Origin of the sequence: Gordonia sp. X0973 (assembly GCF_013348785.1) — a bacterium.
Taxonomy (GTDB): Bacteria; Actinomycetota; Actinomycetes; order Mycobacteriales; family Mycobacteriaceae; genus Gordonia.
In genome coordinates, this window is the sequence record NZ_CP054691.1 from 1,319,844 (window position 1) to 1,337,185 (window position 17,342).

At 71.4% G+C, this 17,342-nt stretch carries 8 protein-coding genes; 5 read left to right on the top strand and 3 right to left on the bottom strand.

The window, feature by feature from the left end; genetic code table 11:
• Position 1: 1 nt before the first annotated feature.
• Positions 2–1,510 (top strand): class I SAM-dependent methyltransferase, encoded by a 1,509-nt coding sequence (locus HUN08_RS06510; RefSeq protein ID WP_124248368.1) that lies wholly within the window; start codon positions 2–4, stop codon positions 1,508–1,510.
• On the opposite strand, the gene opgC is transcribed toward HUN08_RS06510, so the two are convergent.
• Positions 1,476–2,717 (bottom strand): OpgC domain-containing protein, encoded by a 1,242-nt coding sequence (opgC, locus tag HUN08_RS06515; RefSeq protein WP_301546928.1) that lies wholly within the window; start codon positions 2,715–2,717, stop codon positions 1,476–1,478. The two genes, HUN08_RS06510 and opgC, sit on opposite strands and share 35 nt — an antisense overlap.
• Positions 2,698–4,482: a long-chain fatty acid--CoA ligase gene (locus tag HUN08_RS06520; protein WP_165353419.1), complete on the bottom strand. Its 1,785-nt coding sequence runs from the start codon at positions 4,480–4,482 to the stop codon at positions 2,698–2,700. The genes opgC and HUN08_RS06520 overlap by 20 nt, the downstream gene beginning before the upstream one ends.
• A gap of 150 nt (positions 4,483–4,632) precedes the next feature.
• Between HUN08_RS06520 and HUN08_RS06525 the strand changes: the two genes are divergently transcribed.
• Together HUN08_RS06525 and HUN08_RS06530 are read left to right on the top strand one after the other, a co-directional pair.
• On the top strand, positions 4,633–6,375 hold the full coding sequence (locus tag HUN08_RS06525; protein ID WP_124248369.1) for a DEAD/DEAH box helicase: 1,743 nt from the start codon (positions 4,633–4,635) through the stop codon (positions 6,373–6,375).
• Positions 6,376–6,553: 178 nt separating this feature from the next.
• A complete protein-coding gene (locus HUN08_RS06530) occupies positions 6,554–6,856 on the top strand; it encodes a rhodanese-like domain-containing protein (protein ID WP_301546929.1) in 303 nt (100 codons plus the stop codon).
• 59 nt (positions 6,857–6,915) lie between these two features.
• Here the strand turns inward: HUN08_RS06530 and HUN08_RS06535 are convergent, their stop codons facing one another.
• Positions 6,916–7,347, bottom strand: coding sequence for an HIT family protein (locus tag HUN08_RS06535; protein ID WP_124248370.1), 432 nt, complete (start codon positions 7,345–7,347; stop codon positions 6,916–6,918).
• Between the two features lie 290 nt (positions 7,348–7,637).
• Between HUN08_RS06535 and HUN08_RS06540 the strand changes: the two genes are divergently transcribed.
• Together HUN08_RS06540 and HUN08_RS06545 are read left to right on the top strand one after the other, a co-directional pair.
• On the top strand, positions 7,638–16,943 hold the full coding sequence (locus HUN08_RS06540; protein WP_301546975.1) for a type I polyketide synthase: 9,306 nt from the start codon (positions 7,638–7,640) through the stop codon (positions 16,941–16,943).
• On the top strand, positions 16,940–17,341 hold the full coding sequence (locus HUN08_RS06545) for a holo-ACP synthase (RefSeq protein ID WP_124248372.1): 402 nt from the start codon (positions 16,940–16,942) through the stop codon (positions 17,339–17,341). The genes HUN08_RS06540 and HUN08_RS06545 overlap by 4 nt, the downstream gene beginning before the upstream one ends.
• The last annotated feature ends 1 nt before the right edge of the window (position 17,342 follow it).

Genomic DNA, 17,342 nt, shown 5'->3' on the forward strand with positions numbered 1-17,342 from the left:
GGTGGCAGACGGCCGGCGGGCCCAGCCGTGCGCCGATCTGGGCGTCGTCGAGCGCTTGGCCGCCGCGCTGCGGTCGGCGGGTTTCACCACGACCGGGATCGAGGATCATCTCGGCGCGGAGGTCGGCGCCGCGCTCACCGGCGGCGTGTCCTGGCCGGCGGTCGCCGTCGTCGGCGACGACTCGCCGCTGTCGACGTTGATCGCGGTACTCCTCCTCGGGCACGCGCGCCCGGTCGACCGGCTCGCGGCGGCGCTGCCCGGAGTCGAGGTCGCCGAACTCGTGGAGCAGGGGATCGTCGAGCTCGTCGACGACCAGGTGATCCCGCTGCTCGACGTCCGGCCCTACGCCGACGACGCCGGCGAGTACTACGTCTTCGCCGACCAGGACTCCGGCCGCCGGTCCGGTGCGCTCGCCGAGGACCACGTGCTGGGGATCGGCGGGGCGTCGATCTCCTTGGCGCGGGCCGTGATCCGCCGGCCGTTTCCGCGTGCGCTCGACCTCGGTACCGGCTGTGGTGTGCAGGCGTTGCACCTGGGCGCGCACTGCTCCGACGTCGTCGGCACCGATACGAACGAGCGGGCGCTGTGCCTGGCCGCGGCGACCGCGCGGGCCAGCGGACAGTCGTGGGATCTGCGGCGGGGCAGTCTGTTCGAGCCGATCGCGGGGGAGACCTTCGACCTGATCGTCTCCAACCCGCCGTTCGTCGTCAGCGGCGGCGACCAGGACTACATCTACCGCGACTCCGGGATGCCGGCCGATGCCCTGTGCGCCCGTCTGATCGCGGAGCTGCCCGACCATCTCAATCCGGGCGGGATGGCGACGGTGCTGGCCAACTGGGTCGTCACCGATCGCGACGACTGGCCGGCGCGGCCGCGGGAATGGCTGGCGGGCACCGGCCTCGACGCCTGGGTCGTCCAGCGCGAGTTGGCCGATCCGATCAGCTACGTGTCGCTCTGGCTGGCCGACGCGGGTGAGTCCCCCGAGCGCAGTGCGGCGCGCGGACGCAAATGGCTGGACTACTTCGAGCGGGCCGGGATCGTGGCGATCGGCATGGGGGTGTTGACGCTGCGTCGACCGTTCGACCCGACCGCCGGCCCGCGCTTTCAGATCGTCGAGGAGATCACCGGCGCGGGCGAGGAGGTCACCGGTGACGAGGCGCTGGCCTTCTTCGACCGCCAGGACTTCCTCGCCGACCACTCCGACGAGGAATTGCTCGACCTGCGTCTCGCGACGGCGCCGGTCATCCTCGACGAACAGTCGATGCTCGGCGAATCCGGTTGGCAGACAATCGGATCGGTGATCCGCCGACCGGGCGGGCCGGGGGCGGCGTTGGTCGTCGACGAGGTGTCGCGCGCCTTGGTGGCCGGCTGTCGGGGCCAGGTGCCGCTGGCCGACCTCGTCGCACTCCTCGCGGCCCACCACGGGGTCGACGCCGACGCGCTGGCACGGGCCGCGATGCCGGTGGTGCGTGAGGCTATCGCCCGCGGGATCCTCTTCGCAGCCGTTTGACCGTGATCATCGGCAGGCGGTGCAGCTTGTCGACGGCCCAGGCGCGGCGGAATTCGGCCCAGGCCCAGCAGGCGCCGAACACCCCCAACGTGGCCAACGCCGTCTCCAGCGGCGTCCACGGACGCGCGACCACGAAGATCGGGATGGCGACCAGGCACAGCGCCTGCAGCACGTAGGAGTCGAGGCTGCGCGCCCCGGTCATGATCAGCGGCCGCAGCAGGTTGACCCGTCGCAGATGCGGCACGAGCCAGCCGAACAGGGCGTACAGCGTGGCGACCACCAACCACGACGCGAAGACCCGGGCGACGCGGAAGTCGACCTTGTCGGCGACCTTCGGTTCGAGGTGGTGCCACGGTCCGGTCTTGAAGGCGAAGTAGAGCGCGCACCAGCCGACGACCGCGGCGAGCAGCAACCACGGCAGTCGGCGCACCAGCCGTTCGTCGAGTTTCCAGCGCCGCCAGTACCAGCCGATCACCAGCGCCGGGAAGAACATGATCTGCCAGGCCGCCCAGTTCTGGATGCGGCCCTTCTCGGTGCCGAAGGCGATGGTCCACCAATCCGACCAGTCCGGGTGGCCGATCCAGGCCTGGCCGGGGGAATTGGTGATGAAGAACCAGTAGGGGGAGTGCAGCTGCGAATAGACGTACAACCCGACCGACGCCACCAGGATCAGCCAGCCCAGTCCGCGTCGCAGCAACGGCAGCAGCAACCCGGCCGTGCCGAGGAACACGAGGTACATCAGCAGGATGTCGCCGCCGGAGGGCAGGTAGCGCAGCAAGAGCGACAGCCCGACCCCGGTCCCGGCGTCGGTCACCGGGCGCAACCGGATCAGCTGGTAGTAGCCGGCCAGGCCTGCGGCGACCGCGCTCAGGCAGATCAGGACCTGGCACAGATAGAGGACGACGAGCCGTTTGCCCAGCCGCCGATAGGTGAACCCCCATCCGCGCCGCCGGATCCACCCGCCGTACACCAGGCCGAAGACGAGACCGGAGAGCAGCACGAAGGCGGCCATCCCGTCGACATACGGGTAAGCGTGCGTCGGGTAGCCCAAGGTCGACTTCGGCCCCGAGAAGTGCGCCGCGACCATGCTCCAGATCGCCAGTCCGCGAGTGGCGTCGATCGCCCAGTCGCGTCCGACCGCCGGAGTGGCAGCCGTGGCCGACGGCACCTTCTCGGAGATCGCCGACTCAGGTGTAGAGGTCGGCAATAGCCTGCTTGTGCGCGTCGTGGATGACGTTGCGCTTGAGCTTCAGCGTCGGCGTCAGGCCACCGTTCTCGACGGTGAAATCGGTGTCGAGGATGGTGAACTTGCGGATCGCCTCGGCCTTGGAGACGGTGGCGTTCGCCGCGTCGACGGCACCCTGCACCTCTTTGCGCAGGTCGGCGTTGTTCACCAGCTCGGCCACCGGGGTGTCGGCGGGCAGGCCGTTGCGCTCGAGCCAGCCCGGCAGCGCCTCGGGGTCGAGGGTGATCAGCGCCGCGATGAACGGCTTCCCGTCGCCGACGACGAGGCACTGGCTGATCAGCGCGTTGGCGCGGATGGTGTCCTCGAGCTGTGCCGGGGAGACGTTCTTGCCGCCCGCGGTGACCAGGATCTCCTTCTTGCGCCCGGTGATCGACAGGTAGCCGTCGTCGAGGCTGCCCAGGTCACCGGTGTGGAACCACCCGTCGACGATCGCTTCGGCGGTCGCCTTGTCGTTGTTCCAGTAGCCGTTGAAGACGACCGGTCCCTTGAGCAGGACCTCGCCGTCCTCGGCGATCGCGACGCTCATGCCCGGAACGGGACGGCCGACGCTGCCGACCTGCTGTTCGCCCGGCTTGTTGACCGTGACCGCGGCGGTCGTCTCGGTGAGGCCGTAGCCCTCGAAGATGGGTACGCCCGCGCCGCGGAAGAAGTGGCCCAGGCGCGCGCCGAGCGGGCCGCCGCCGGACACTGCCGCCTCGCAGCGCCCGCCGAGTGCGGCGCGCAGCTTGCTGTAGACCAGCTTGTCGAACAGGCCGTGCTTGAGCTTGAGGACCAGTCCGGCGCCGCCGGTGTCCTGGGCCTTGCTCCACTCGATGGCGGTCTCGGCCGCCGCGCCGAAGATCTTGCCCTTGCCGCCGTCGATGGCGTTCTGCTCGGCCGAGTTGTAGACCTTCTCGAAGACGCGCGGCACCGACAGCACGAAGTCGGGGGAGAAGGTGGCGAGTAGCGGCACCAGGTTCGAGATGTCGCTGGTGTGCCCGACGATGACCTTGTTCTCCAGGGCGGTCACCGCGATCACGCGGGCGAAGACGTGCGCCAACGGCAGGAACAGCAGCGTCGACTTGCCCTCGCGCATCATCGAGCCCAGGCTGGCCGACACCGCCGCGGCCTCGGCCATGAAGTTCGCGTGCGTGAGGACGACGCCCTTGGGGCGGCCGGTGGTGCCCGAGGTGTAGATGAGGGTGGCGGGATCGGCGGCCGACGCGGCGTCGTGGCGCGCCTCGAGATCGGCGTCGGCCACGTCCTTGCCGCGCTTGACCAGCTCGGCGATCGCGCCGTCGTCGATGACCAACGTCTCCCGCACGTCCTTGCAGCCGGCGATGACCTCGGCGTGGGTCTTGGCGTTGGCCTGCGACTCGAGGATCACCAGCGAGGTGCCGGAGTCGGACAGGATCCAGTTGACCTGGTCGGGGGAGCTGGTGTCGAAGATCGCGACGGTGGTCGCGCCGGTGCGCCAGATCGCGTAGTCGACGACGGTCCACTCGTACCGGGTCGAGGAGAGCAGGGCCACGCGGTCGCCGGCTTTGACGCCGGAGGCGATCAGGCCCTTGGCGACGGCATCCACCTCGTCGGCGAACTGGGCGGCGGTCACATTGACCCACGCCCCATTGGCGTGGCGTCGGAACAGCGGCATCGTCGGACGCTGGGTGCGGTACCTCAATACCGTATCGACGCAGGTCGAAGCTTCGTCGACGGTGTAGTCGGCCGGTGTGGTGGATTCCCTCATGATGCTGCTCCCCAGCGATATCGAACGCGGAATGTCTGATTCGGTCGACTGACACGGTAGCAAGCCGGTGTCCACGGTCACACCCCGTGGGCGCCGGGCACGCATGGATGCGGTCGTTGGGGCCGTCGGGCGATAGAGTTATCGACCATAATGACTGATAACCACGCCGAATCCTTCGACGATCTGGGTCTCGACGACCGCGTCCGCCGCGCCCTCGACGATGTCGGCTACGAAACGCCGTCGCCCATCCAGGCGGCGACCATCCCGCCGCTGATGTCCGGGCGCGACGTCGTCGGACTCGCGCAGACCGGAACCGGTAAGACCGCGGCCTTCGCGGTGCCGATCCTCTCGCGCATCGATACGTCGGCGCGCAAGCCGCAGGCGCTGGTGCTGGCGCCGACCCGCGAGCTGGCCCTGCAGGTCGCCGAGGCCTTCGGCCGCTACGCGGTACACATCCCGGAACTCAAGGTGCTGCCCATCTACGGCGGCCAGAGCTACGGCGTGCAGCTCTCGGGGTTGCGCCGCGGCGCCCAGGTCATCGTCGGCACGCCGGGCCGCGTCATCGACCACCTCGACAAGGGCACCCTCGATATCTCCGAACTCGAGTTCTTGGTCCTGGACGAGGCCGACGAGATGCTGACCATGGGATTCGCCGAGGACGTCGAGCGGATCCTCGCCGACACCCCGGACTCCAAGCAGGTCGCGCTCTTCTCCGCGACCATGCCCAAGGCGATCGGGCGGCTGGCGCAGAAGTACCTCGACGATCCGGTGGAGATCACGGTCAAGGCCAAGACCTCGACCGCGCAGAACATCACCCAGAAGTTCCTGCAGGTCTCCCACCAGCGCAAACTCGACGCGCTGACCCGTGTCCTGGAGGTCGAGCAGTTCGACGGGATGATCGTCTTCGTCCGCACCAAGTCGGGCACCGAGGAACTCGCCGAGAAGCTGCGCGCGCGCGGCCACTCGGCGATGGCGATCAACGGCGACATGGTGCAGGCGCAGCGCGAGCGGACCATCAACCAGCTCAAGGACGGGTCGCTGGACATCCTGGTGGCCACCGACGTCGCCGCCCGCGGGCTCGACGTCGACCGCATCTCCCACGTCGTCAACTACGACATCCCGCATGACACCGAGTCCTACGTGCACCGGATCGGGCGCACCGGGCGCGCCGGGCGGTCGGGCACCGCACTGCTGTTCGTGTCCCCGCGCGAACGCCACCTGCTGCGGGCGATCGAGAAGGCGACCAGGCAGTCGCTGACCGAGATCGACCTCCCGTCGGCCGAGGACGTCAATGCCCAGCGGGTGGCGCGGTTCGCCGACTCGATCACCGAGAACCTGGCGTCGGACAACCTCGACCTGTTCCGCGGCCTCGTCGAGAACTATGCGCGCGAGCACGATGTCGCGATGGCCGACATCGCCGCCGCGCTCGCCCTGGAGACCCGCGACGGCGGCTTCCTGATGTCCCCCGATCCGCCTCCGGGGGAGCGGCGGGAGCGCGATCGCGAGTCGCGGGAACGCGGGCCGCGCAAGGGCGGCGGGTCGTTCGCGACCTATCGCATCGCCGTCGGGCGCAAGCACAAGGTGACCCCGGGCGCGATCGTGGGCGCCATCGCCAACGAGGGCGGTCTGACCCGCGGCGACTTCGGCAATATCAGCATCCGAGACGACTTCACGCTGGTCGAGCTGCCGGCGAGCCTCGACGCCGAGACCGTCGCGGCGTTGCGGCACACCAAGATCGGGCGCAACCCGATCGACCTGCGGCCCGACATGGGACCGCCGCGTGCACGCGGCGGCCGCGGCGGACACGAGAAGCGCGGCTACGACAAGCGCGGTCAGCGCGACGGGAACCGGCGGGGCAACCCCAAGGTGGCCGGTCGGCGCGGGCGCGGCTAGCCGTTCGGCCTTCGCCGCTAGCTGATCCTCAAGTCAAGGTCGAGACCGAATCTTGGCTGGACCGGTGTTTGATCCGAGATGTGGCGTAGCCAACATTGTCTCTGGTCGGGGAACTCGGCATCGGCGGGCGTCGTTGGACGCACGGATGCATCGAGACCACCGGGAAGGGAGTTCGACGATGATGCGTGAGATCTCGGCGGCGCAGGCGATGGAGCACGCCCAGCGCGGCGATGCGGTGATCCTGGACGTCCGTCCCCAAGTGGTCCGACACCAGGGCAGCGTGCCGGGCGCGCTCGTGGTGGAGCCCGGCGAGTTGACCGGCAAGCTCATGGCCAACCCTCGGGTGGATCGGGATGCCGAGGTCGCCGTCGTCGCGCTGAACGCGCAGACCGACGAGATCGAGTCGAGCCTCTCGCGCCTGGGATTCACCAAACTCGTGCGGATCGCGGGCGGCTTCATGGCCCTGCGCGGCAGCGCCTGAACCCTATTCTTCGCACAGCGCAACGGATCAGTGCTCGTCTGTGGCACTAATCCGTTGCGCTATTTCGCCAGTGCTGCCCGGATCAACTCGGCGGTCTCGTCGGGATCGGGGTCGCGCCGGATGACCAGTCCCTTGGCGAAGGACAGCTTGTCTCCCCGATGCCGCGGCACGACGTGCAGATGCGTGTGGAATACCGTCTGCATGGCCGCCCGCCCGTCGTTCACCAGGAGGTTGACGCCGTCGGCGTCGAAGGCGGTGCGCATGGCGACTCCGACGCGCTGGCCGACAGCGAACATCTTCTCCCCGTTGCCCGTCTCGAGATCGGCGAGCCCGCTCGAATGTGCACGGGGGATGATCAGCGTGTGGCCGCGCATCACCGGGCGGATGTCGAGGAAGCCGACGACATAGTCGTCGGCGTAGACCTGCCGGGCGGGGGAGGTGCCGGCGACGATGTCGCAGAAGACGCAATCGGCGGCGCGCGGGGATTCCATGACCCGGACCATATCGAATCGCCGCACCCGCGTTAGATAACGATTCGATAACAAAGCGACGTTGCCGCAGGTGGGGGACCTGCGGCGGGGGCGAAAAGGTGTGAGCAGCGCATTTGAATCCCGCCTGTGAAGCACGTCACGCGCTCGTCGAAGTTACCGACGAGGCTACTGGTCGGTATACCGACGGGTCACCATCAAACATGAGGGTTCCCTCATTTTTGCGTGCGAGGATGTTCCGTGAACCTCAAACACACCTATTGCTCAAGCACGCCAAGGAGCCACCTGTGACCATCGACCAGGACCGCATCTCGACCGCCCGAGTCGGCGGCATTCCCCGCGCCGGGGAATCCCTCATCGACCGTATCGCCGACGGCGAGGCCTACGCGCTGGCCTTCGGCGGGCAGGGCGCCCCGTGGCTGCCGACGCTGGCCGAGTTGGTCGTCGACGCGGAGCTCGGGCGCAACCTGGACCAGGTGGTCGCCGCGGCGAAGCGACTGACCGAACCGGTTGCCGCGGAGCTGGCGATGGCGGCTCCCGACGGCTTCGATCCGCTGCCCTGGGTGGAACGCTACGACGCCGCGGACGCGCTCGGCGACTCCGGTGAGGGCGGCTACCTGCCCGACGAGACCGCGCTGCGCGCCGCCGCCGCGTCGGTCCCCGGAATCCTGCTGGCCCAGCTCGCCGGCCTGGCCTCGCTGCGCAAACAGGGCCTCGACACCGACGAGTTCCCGCCGACCAGCGTGGTCGGCCACTCCCAGGGCTGCCTGGCCACCGACGCGGTGCGCATCGGCGAGAACCTGGCCGACCGGCCGGGGGAGGGCGCCATGCTGGCGCTCGCACAGCTCATCGGTGCCGCCGCCACCGTCGTCGCCGCCCGGCGCGGGTTGGCCGCCGCCGCGGACGGTGCGCCGATGCTGTCGGTGACGAATATCGTGCCCGCCCAGATCGATGCGATCCTCGACGAATACCGCGCCGAATGCGCCGACGGTGAGCGCGGACTGCCCGTCGTCGCGCTGCGCAACGGCCGGCGCGGCGTGGTCCTGGCCGGCGCTCCCCACCACTTGGCCGCCTTTGCGGCGCGCTGCGAGCAGATCGCCGCGTCGCAGGCCGACGACCGCAAGCGCAAGCTGACCGGCGGCGCCCCGTTCTCGCCCGTCTTCGACCCGCTGGCGGTATCGGTCGCCTTCCACCACCCGGAGATGGCCGACGCCGTCGACCTCGCCGTCGCCTGGGCGCAGCGCTGCGGCCTGGACGAGGCATGGGCGCGCCGACAGGCGTCCGCGGTGCTGGTGGAGCCGGTGGACTGGACGGCGACCATCGCCGACGTCCACGCCGACGGCGCCAAGTGGATCCTCGACGTCGGCCCCTCCGACGTCGCCACGCGGCTCACGTCGTCACTCATCCGCGGTACCGGCATCGGCGTCATCCCCGCGGCGCTGCGCGGCGGCCAGCGCAACCTGTTCGCACCCGGCGGGATCCCCGACGTGGCGCTGCCGTGGGGCCGCTACGCCCCGCGCCTGGCCACGCTGCCCGACGGCAGGCAGGTCGTCGACACCGCGTTCACCCGCCTGACCGGCCGCTCGCCCATGCTGCTGGCCGGGATGACCCCGACCACGGTCGACCCCGGCATCGTCGCGGCCGCGGCCAACGCCGGCCACTGGGCCGAGCTGGCCGGCGGCGGCCAGGTGACCGAGGAGATCTTCGCCGACAACCTCGCGCGGCTCACCGAACTCCTCGAGCCCGGCCGCGAGGCACAGTTCAACTCCCTGTTCCTCGACCCGTACCTGTGGAAGCTGCAGATCGGCGGCAAGCGCCTGGTCCAGAAGGCCCGCGCGCAGGGGGCGCCGCTCGACGGCGTCATCGTCACCGCGGGTATCCCCGAACTCGAGGACGCGGTGGCCCTCGTCGACGAACTCGTCGAGGCCGGCATCCACTACGTGGCGTTCAAACCCGGCACGGTCGCCCAGATCCGCGACGTCGTGCGCATCGCCGCCGAGGTGCCCCACCACCCGGTGATCGTCCAGATCGAGGGCGGTCGGGCCGGCGGGCACCACTCGTGGGAGGACCTCGACGACCTGCTGCTGGCCACCTACGCCGAGCTGCGCGACCGCGCCAACATCGTCATCTGCGTCGGCGGCGGGATCGGCACCCCGGAGCGGGCCGCCGAGTACCTGTCCGGCCGCTGGGCGCTGGCCCACGACTACCCGCTGATGCCGCTGGACGGCATCCTCGTCGGCACCGCCGCGATGGCCACCAAGGAGGCCACGACCAGCCCCGAGGTCAAGCAGCTCCTGGTCGACACCGCGGGGTGCGACGACTGGATCGGCGCCGGTCACGCGGCCGCCGGGATGGCGTCGGGCCGCAGTCAGCTCGGTGCCGACATCCACGAGGTCGACAACACCGCCTCGCGGGCCGGACGCCTCCTCGACGAGGTCGCCGGCGATGCCGACGCGGTCGCCGCGCGTCGCGACGAGATCGTCGAGGCGCTCGACGGCACCGCGAAGCCCTACTTCGGCGACCTGACGACGATGAGCTACGAGCAGTGGCTGCGCCGCTACGCCACCCTCGCCGTCGGCGAACCCGGTGCCGGGCTGCCGTGGGCCGACATCACCTGGGAACAGCGCTTCGTCGACATGCTGCAGCGGGCCGAGGCGCGGCTGCACGAGCGCGACCGCGGCGAGATCGCCACCCTGTTCGCCGATGCCGCCGTCGTCGACGCCCACGGCTGCGTCGACCGCCTCGTCGCGGCCTACCCGCAGGCCGGGGCCGACATCCTGCACCCCGCCGACGTCGCCTTCTTCCTCGAGCTGTGCAAGACGCCGGGCAAGCCGGTGAACTTCGTGCCCGTCATCGACAAGGATGTGCGCCGCTGGTGGCGCAGCGACTCGCTGTGGCAGGCCCACGACCCGCGCTACGGCGCCGACGAGGTGTGCATCATCCCCGGCCCGGTCGCGGTCGCCGGCATCACCCGCGTCGACGAGCCGGTCGGCGAACTACTCGACCGATTCGAGGCGCAACTCGTCGGCGAGCTGGTGCGGGCCGGTGAGTCGGTCGTCGAGATCGACGCCCGCCGTCGCCGCCTCGCCGGAGCCGTCGGACCGATCGCCGCGATCCTCGCCAGCCCCGACGCCCGCTGGGCGGAGCGCATCGTGCCCAACCCGGCGCTGCGCCTGGGTGATCCGGACCGCTGGGAGATCATCGGGGAGGAACTGGCCGAGCACGCCCCGTCGGGTGCGGTGCTGCGCCGTCACAGCGACACCCGCTTCGACCTGGTCGTGCCGATCGGCTCCTCGTCGACCACCATTCCGTTGACCGTGACCCCCGCCCTCGTCGACGGCGGCGCGCCGATCGTCGGCCTGGACGGCGCCGGTGCCGCGATGCGCGACATCGTGACCGTCGCGGCGGGCGGCACCCTCAGCGAGGTCGTCGAAGCCGATGCCGGGCTCACCGCCCGCGCGACCATCGCGTGGGATCCGGATCAGGCCGCCGATCACCGCGGCGTCACGACCGCCTCCCTGCCGTCGACCCTGGCCCCCGAGCCCGGGTTCACCGTCCCCGACGCACTCGTCGGTCTGACCTGGCCGTCGGTGTTCGCGCTGATCGGCGCGGCCCGCACCGAGGCCGGCGTCCCCGTCGTCGAGGGTCTGCTGGACCTGGTCCACCTCGACCACGCGATCGCGCTGCACTCCGCGGTGCCCGCCGAGCGCGCCGAGCTGACCGCGACCTCGGTGCTGCGCGGCGTGGCCGACACCCCCGTCGGGCGGGTCCTGCGGGTCGACGTCGAGGTGACCCGCGGCGACGCGGTCGTCGCCACCATGACCGAGCGGTTCGCCATCCGCGGCCGCCTCGGCGCCGGCGAGCTGGCCGAGCCCGTCCGGGCCGGTGGCCGCCTCGACGACGAGCGCGAGGCCACCCGCAAGTTCTGGCGGGCGGCGACGATCGTCGCACCGCGCGCCATGAACGGTTTCGCACTCGTCTCCGGCGACCACAACCCGATCCACACCGATCGCAACGCCGCCGCATTGGCCGGCCTCGGTGCGCCGATCGTGCACGGCATGTGGCTCTCGGCAGCCGCCCAGCAGGTCGTCACGGCCCGCGACGTCCGGCGCGGCGGAGCCCCCCGCCCGATCGAGGGCTGGACGATCCGCTTCCTCGGCATGGTCCGCCTCGGCGACGCCGTGGACGTGCGCGTCGACCGCGTCGGCCTGGACCGCGGGCGCGAGGTCGTCGAGGTGACGATGAAGGTCGACGGCGAGTTGGTGGCCGCGGCCACCGCGCTGCTCGCCGCGCCGCGCACCGTCTACGCATTCCCCGGTCAGGGCATCCAGCGCCAGGGGATGGGGCTGGACGCGCGTGCGCGCTCGGCCGCCGCGCGCGACATCTGGGATCGTGCCGACGAGCACACCCGCAAGGCGCTCGGCTTCTCCATCCTCGCCGTCGTCCGCGACAACCCGACCACCCTCGTCGCCAACGGGACCACCTACCACCACCCCGACGGGGTGCTGTTCCTGACGCAGTTCACCCAGGTCGCGATGGCGACCTTGGGCGTCGCCCAGGTCGCCGAGCTGCGAGAGGCCGGCGGCTTCGTCGACGACGCGATCACCGCCGGGCACTCCGTCGGCGAGTACAACGCCTTGGCCGCCTGCGCCGGCGTGCTCCCACTCGAAGCCGTGCTGGAGGTCGTCTTCCAACGCGGCGAGGCCATGCACCACCTCGTCCCGCGCGACGCGAAGGGCAACAGCGACTACCGGATGGCCGCCATCCGGCCCAGCCAATTCGGACTGGCCGACGAGGATGTCGCCGCCTTCGTCGAGGGCGTCGGCAAGCAGACCGGTGAGTTCCTGGAGGTCGTGAACCTCAATTTGCGCGGTTCGCAGTACGCGATCGCGGGCACGGTCGCCGGGCTCGAAGCGTTGGAGTCCGAGATCGAGCGCCGCGTCGCCGAATTCGGTGGCAAGCGGGCGTTCATCCTGGTCCCCGGTATCGACGTCCCCTTCCACTCGACGGTGCTGCGCGAGGGGGTGCCCGCCTTCCGCGAGCGCCTCGACGAGCTGCTGCCCGAGCACGTGGATCCGGAGATCCTGGTCGGCCGGTACATCCCCAACCTGGTCCCGCGCCTGTTCAACCTGAGCCGCGAGTTCGTCGCAGAGATCGCCGAGCTGGTCCCGTCCGAGCCGCTCGACGCGGTGTTGGCCGACTTCGACTCCTGGGCCGCCCGGCCGGAGGCCCTGACCCGCGTGGTGCTGATCGAGCTGCTCGCCTGGCAGTTCGCCAGCCCGGTGCGGTGGATCGAGACGCAGGACCTCCTGTTCGGTGCCCCCGGCCAGGGCGGGCTGAACGTCGGCCGCTTCGTCGAGGTGGGCGTCAAATCCGCCCCGACCCTCTCCGGTATCGCGGCCAACACGCTCAAGCTGGACCGCTTCGCCGCCGCCGACGCCGAGGTGCTCAACGTCGAGCGCGACACGGCGGTTCTGCTCGCGACCGACGAGGGTGCCGAGCCGGAGCCGGAGACCCCGGTCGACGATTCCCCGGCCGAGGCGGCGCAGACCGGCGCAGCCCCGGCGGCGGCCCCTGCCGCTGCGGCTCCGGCCCCCGTAGCCGCGGCCGGACCCCGCCCAGACGACCTGGCGTTCGCGCCGGCCGACGCGGTGCGCGCGGTGATCGCCCAGTGGACCAAGATCCGCGTCGAGCAGATCGGCGCCGCCGACACCATCGAGGCGCTGTGCGACGGTGTGTCCTCGCGCCGCAATCAGCTCCTGCTCGACGTCGGTGCCGAACTCGGCCTCGGTGCGATCGACGGTGCCGCGGAGGCCCCGCTGACCGCGCTCGGCGAGTCGGTGAACACCCTGGCTCGCGGCTACCGTCCGCTCGGGCCGGTGCTCACCGATGCCGTCGGCGACCAGCTGCGCCGCATCGCCGGGCCGCTGGGCAAGCGTCCGAACTACATCTCCGAGCGCGTCGCCGACGTGTGGCAGCTCGGACCCGGTTGGGCGACCCATACCGCGGTCGCGGTGGCGCTGGGCACCCGCGAGGGCGACAGCGTCCGGGGCGGTGCCCTGGGCGACCTGGCCGACGGGGCGGTGGCCAACCTCGCCGCCCTCGACGCCGTCATCGACCGCGCCGTGACGGCCGTGGGGGCCGCCCACGGCATCCCCGTCGCCCTGCCCGCCGCCGGCGGCGAGGGCGGTGGAACCGTCGACGCGGCCGCGCTCGGCGAGTTCGCCGAACAGCTGACCGGTCGCTCCGGCGTCCTGGCCACCGCGGCGCGCACCGTGCTCAAGCAGCTCGGCCTCGATGATGTCGCGGGCTTCGACGCGGATACCGACGACGAGGCCGCCGTGCTGGCCGAGCGGGTGGCCGCGGAGTTGGGCAAGGACTGGTCCCGCACCGTGACGCCCGTCTTCGACGACCGGCGCGCCGTGCTGCTCGACGACCGCTGGGCCAGTGCCCGCTCCGACCTGGCGCAACTGTGGGTGGCACCGGAGGAGGCCCTCGCCGGCGACCCCGCCGAGTCCTTCCGCGGTGCGGGGGAGACCGTCGCCGACCATGCTTCCTGGTGGCAGGCCAGGGCCGAGGCGGAGGGCCGTGAGGCACACGCCGGTGTGTTCGCGGAGATCGCGCGGCTCGCCCGGGACACCGCTCCGGGCGTCTACGCCGACGACATCGCCGTCGTCACCGGCGCGGCCGACGGCTCCATCGCCGGCGCCGTCGTCGCCGGTCTGCTGCGCGGCGGTGCGACGGTCATCGCGACCACCTCGCGCCTCGACGCCGACCGGCTGGAGTTCTTCAAGAAGCTGTACCGGTCCAGCGCCCGCCAGGGTGCGGCGCTGTGGATCGTGCCGGCCAACCTGGCGAGCTACACCGACGTCGACGCGCTGGTCGAGTGGATCGGCGACGAGCAGTCGCAGACCCTCGGCGGGGCCACCGAGGTCACCAAGGAGGCCATGCGGCCCACGTTGCTGTTCCCCTTCGCGGCGCCGCGCGTCGCGGGGGACCTCACCGACGCCGGCGCCCGCGCCGAGGCGGAGATGAAGGTGCTGCTGTGGTCGGTGGAGCGCATGATCGGCGGACTGTCCGGCCTGCACGCCGACCACAACATCGCGGCCCGGATGCACGTGGTGCTGCCCGGCTCGCCCAACCGGGGCATGTTCGGCGGCGACGGTGCCTACGGCGAGGCCAAGGCCGCGCTCGACGCCGTGGTCACCCGGTGGTCGGCGGAGTCGTCGTGGGGTGAGCGGACCACGCTGGCCCACGCGCTGATCGGCTGGGTGCGCGGCACCGGGCTGATGGGTGGCAACGATCCGATGGTCGCCGCCGTCGAGGCCGCCGGTGTGCGCACCTGGAGCACCGACGAGATGGCCGCCGAGCTGCTCGCGCTGTGCACCGCCGAGCAACGGGAGGCGGCGCGGACCGCACCGCTGCACGCCGACCTGACCGCCGGGCTCGACCCGTCGATCGACCTCAAGGAGCTGGCCAAGGCCGCGCAGGCCGACGCCCCGAAGGCGGATTCCGCCGATCGGCCCGAGGCCGAGCGTGGCGACCTCGCCGCGCTCCCGCATCCGGCCCGGGCACCGCAGGAGGCCCCGATGAGCTGGGGCGAGGTGTCCGTCGCGCCGGAGGACATGGTCGTCATCGTCGGCGCGGGCGAACTCGGGCCGTACGGCTCGGCGCGCACCCGCTTCGACATGGAGGTCTCCGGCGAACTCTCGGCGGCCGGTGTCGTCGAACTCGCGTGGAGCACCGGGCTGATCACCTGGGAGGAGAACCCGAAGCCGGGTTGGTACGACGCGCAGACCGGTGACGCCGTCGCCGAGTCGGATATCGCCGAGAAGTATCACGACGCCGTCGTGGAGCGCTGCGGCATCCGCCGCTACGGTGACGACGGGGCGATGATCGACAACTCCTCGCCGCTGCTGGAGTCGGTCTTCCTCGACGAGGACCTGACCTTCACGGTGACGTCGGAGGAGGCCGCGCGTGCCTTCGTCGCGGCCGACCCGGAGCACACCCGCATCGCCGAGGTCCCCGACACCGGCGAGTTCACGGTGACGCGCCTGGCCGGCACCGAGATCCGCGTGCCGCGCCGCTTCGAACTGAGCCGCACCGTCGGCGGGCAGATCCCCACCGGTTTCGACCCGGTGCGCTGGGGTGTCACGCCCGACATGGCGAGTTCGATCGACCGGGTCGCCCTGTGGAACCTGGTGGCCACCGTCGACGCCTTCCTCTCCAGCGGGTTCACCCCCGAGGAATTGATGCGCTGGGTGCACCCGACCCTGGTCGCCAACACGCAGGGCACCGGCATGGGCGGCATGACGTCGATGCGCTCGCTCTACGTCGACACGCTCCTGGGCGAGTCGAAGGCCAACGACATCCTGCAGGAGGCCCTGCCGAACGTCGTCGCGGCCCACGTCGTGCAGTCCTACATCGGCAGCTACGGCTCGATGATCCACCCGGTCGCCGCCTGCGCCACCGCCGCCGTCTCGGTGGAGGAGGGTGCGGACAAGATCCGCCTCGGCAAGGCGCTGTTCGCGGTCACCGGCGGCTTCGACGACCTCGGCATCGAGGGGATCGTCGGCTTCGGCGACATGTCCGCGACCGCGGATTCGGCCGCCATGGCCGCCCGCGGGATCGACGAGCGCCGCTACTCGCGGGCCAACGACCGTCGCCGCGGCGGATTCGTCGAATCCCAGGGCGGCGGCACGGTGTTGCTCGCCCGCGGCGACGTGGCCGCGCAGATGGGCCTGCCGGTCCTCGGCGTCGTGGCCTTCGCGCAGAGCTTCGGCGACGGGGTGCACACCTCGATCCCGGCCCCCGGCATCGGCGCCCTCGGTGCCGCGCGCGGCGAGCAGGACTCGCCGCTGGCCAAGGCGCTGCGCGAATTGGGTTGCGGCCCAGACGATGTCGCCGTCGTCTCGAAGCACGACACGTCGACCAAGGCCAACGACCCCAACGAGTCCAAGCTGCACGAGCACCTCGCCGAGGCGATCGGCCGCAGCGACGGGGCCCCGCTGTTCGTGGTCTCGCAGAAGTCGCTGACCGGTCACGCCAAGGGCGGCGCGGCGGCCTTCCAGCTGATCGGCCTGTGCCAGGTGCTCGGTTCGGGCGTCATCCCGCCCAACCGGAGCCTGGATTGCGTCGACGAGGATCTGGCGAAGTACCCGCACCTGGTGTGGTCGACCAGCCCGCTCGACCTGAACGGTCGGTTCGGGCTCAAGGCCGGTCTGCTGACCTCGCTCGGCTTCGGCCACGTCTCCGGCCTGGTCGCGGTCGTCCACCCGGAGGCGTTCGTGGCGGCGCTGCCCCAGGCCGATCGGGAGGCGTACCGCGCCCGGCGCGCGCAGCGCCTGCGCGATGGTCAGCAGCGACTTCTCGCGGCGATGTGCGGCGGGGACGCGGCCTACCAGCGCCCGTCGGGACGTCGCTTCGACGAGCAGGCCGCGGCGGCCGAGAGCACCCAGGAGGCACAGCTGCTGCTCGACGCCGACGCCCGGCTCGACGATGCGGGCGCCTACCGCCTCGGCTGCGAGGTCTCGGGTCCGATCGCTCCCGGCGCTCGTCGAATCGGGACCGCTCGCTCCGCTCCCGGCGCCCAGCGGTGAGCGTCCTCGGCGTGGGGCTCGACATCGTGTCGATCCCCGAATTCGGCGAGCAATTGGCCCAGCCCGGGACCCGGTTCGCCGACGCCTTCACCGCCGGTGAGCGCCGCGACGCCCGGGCCGGCGCCGGGGATTACGAGCGCAGCCTCGCCGCGCGGTGGGCGGCGAAAGAGGCGGTCATCAAGGCCTGGTCGGTGAGCCGGTTCGCCCGGCGACCCGCCCTGCCGATGATCGTGCACTCCGACATCGAGGTGGTCACCGACAACTGGGGGCGTCCGGCCATCCGGTTGTCGGGGGCCATCGCGGAGTTCCTCGCCGACGCGCGGATCCACGTCTCGCTCACCCATGACGGCAACACCGCCGCCGCGGTGGTGATCCTGGAGGAGCCCCCCGCCGAGTGAG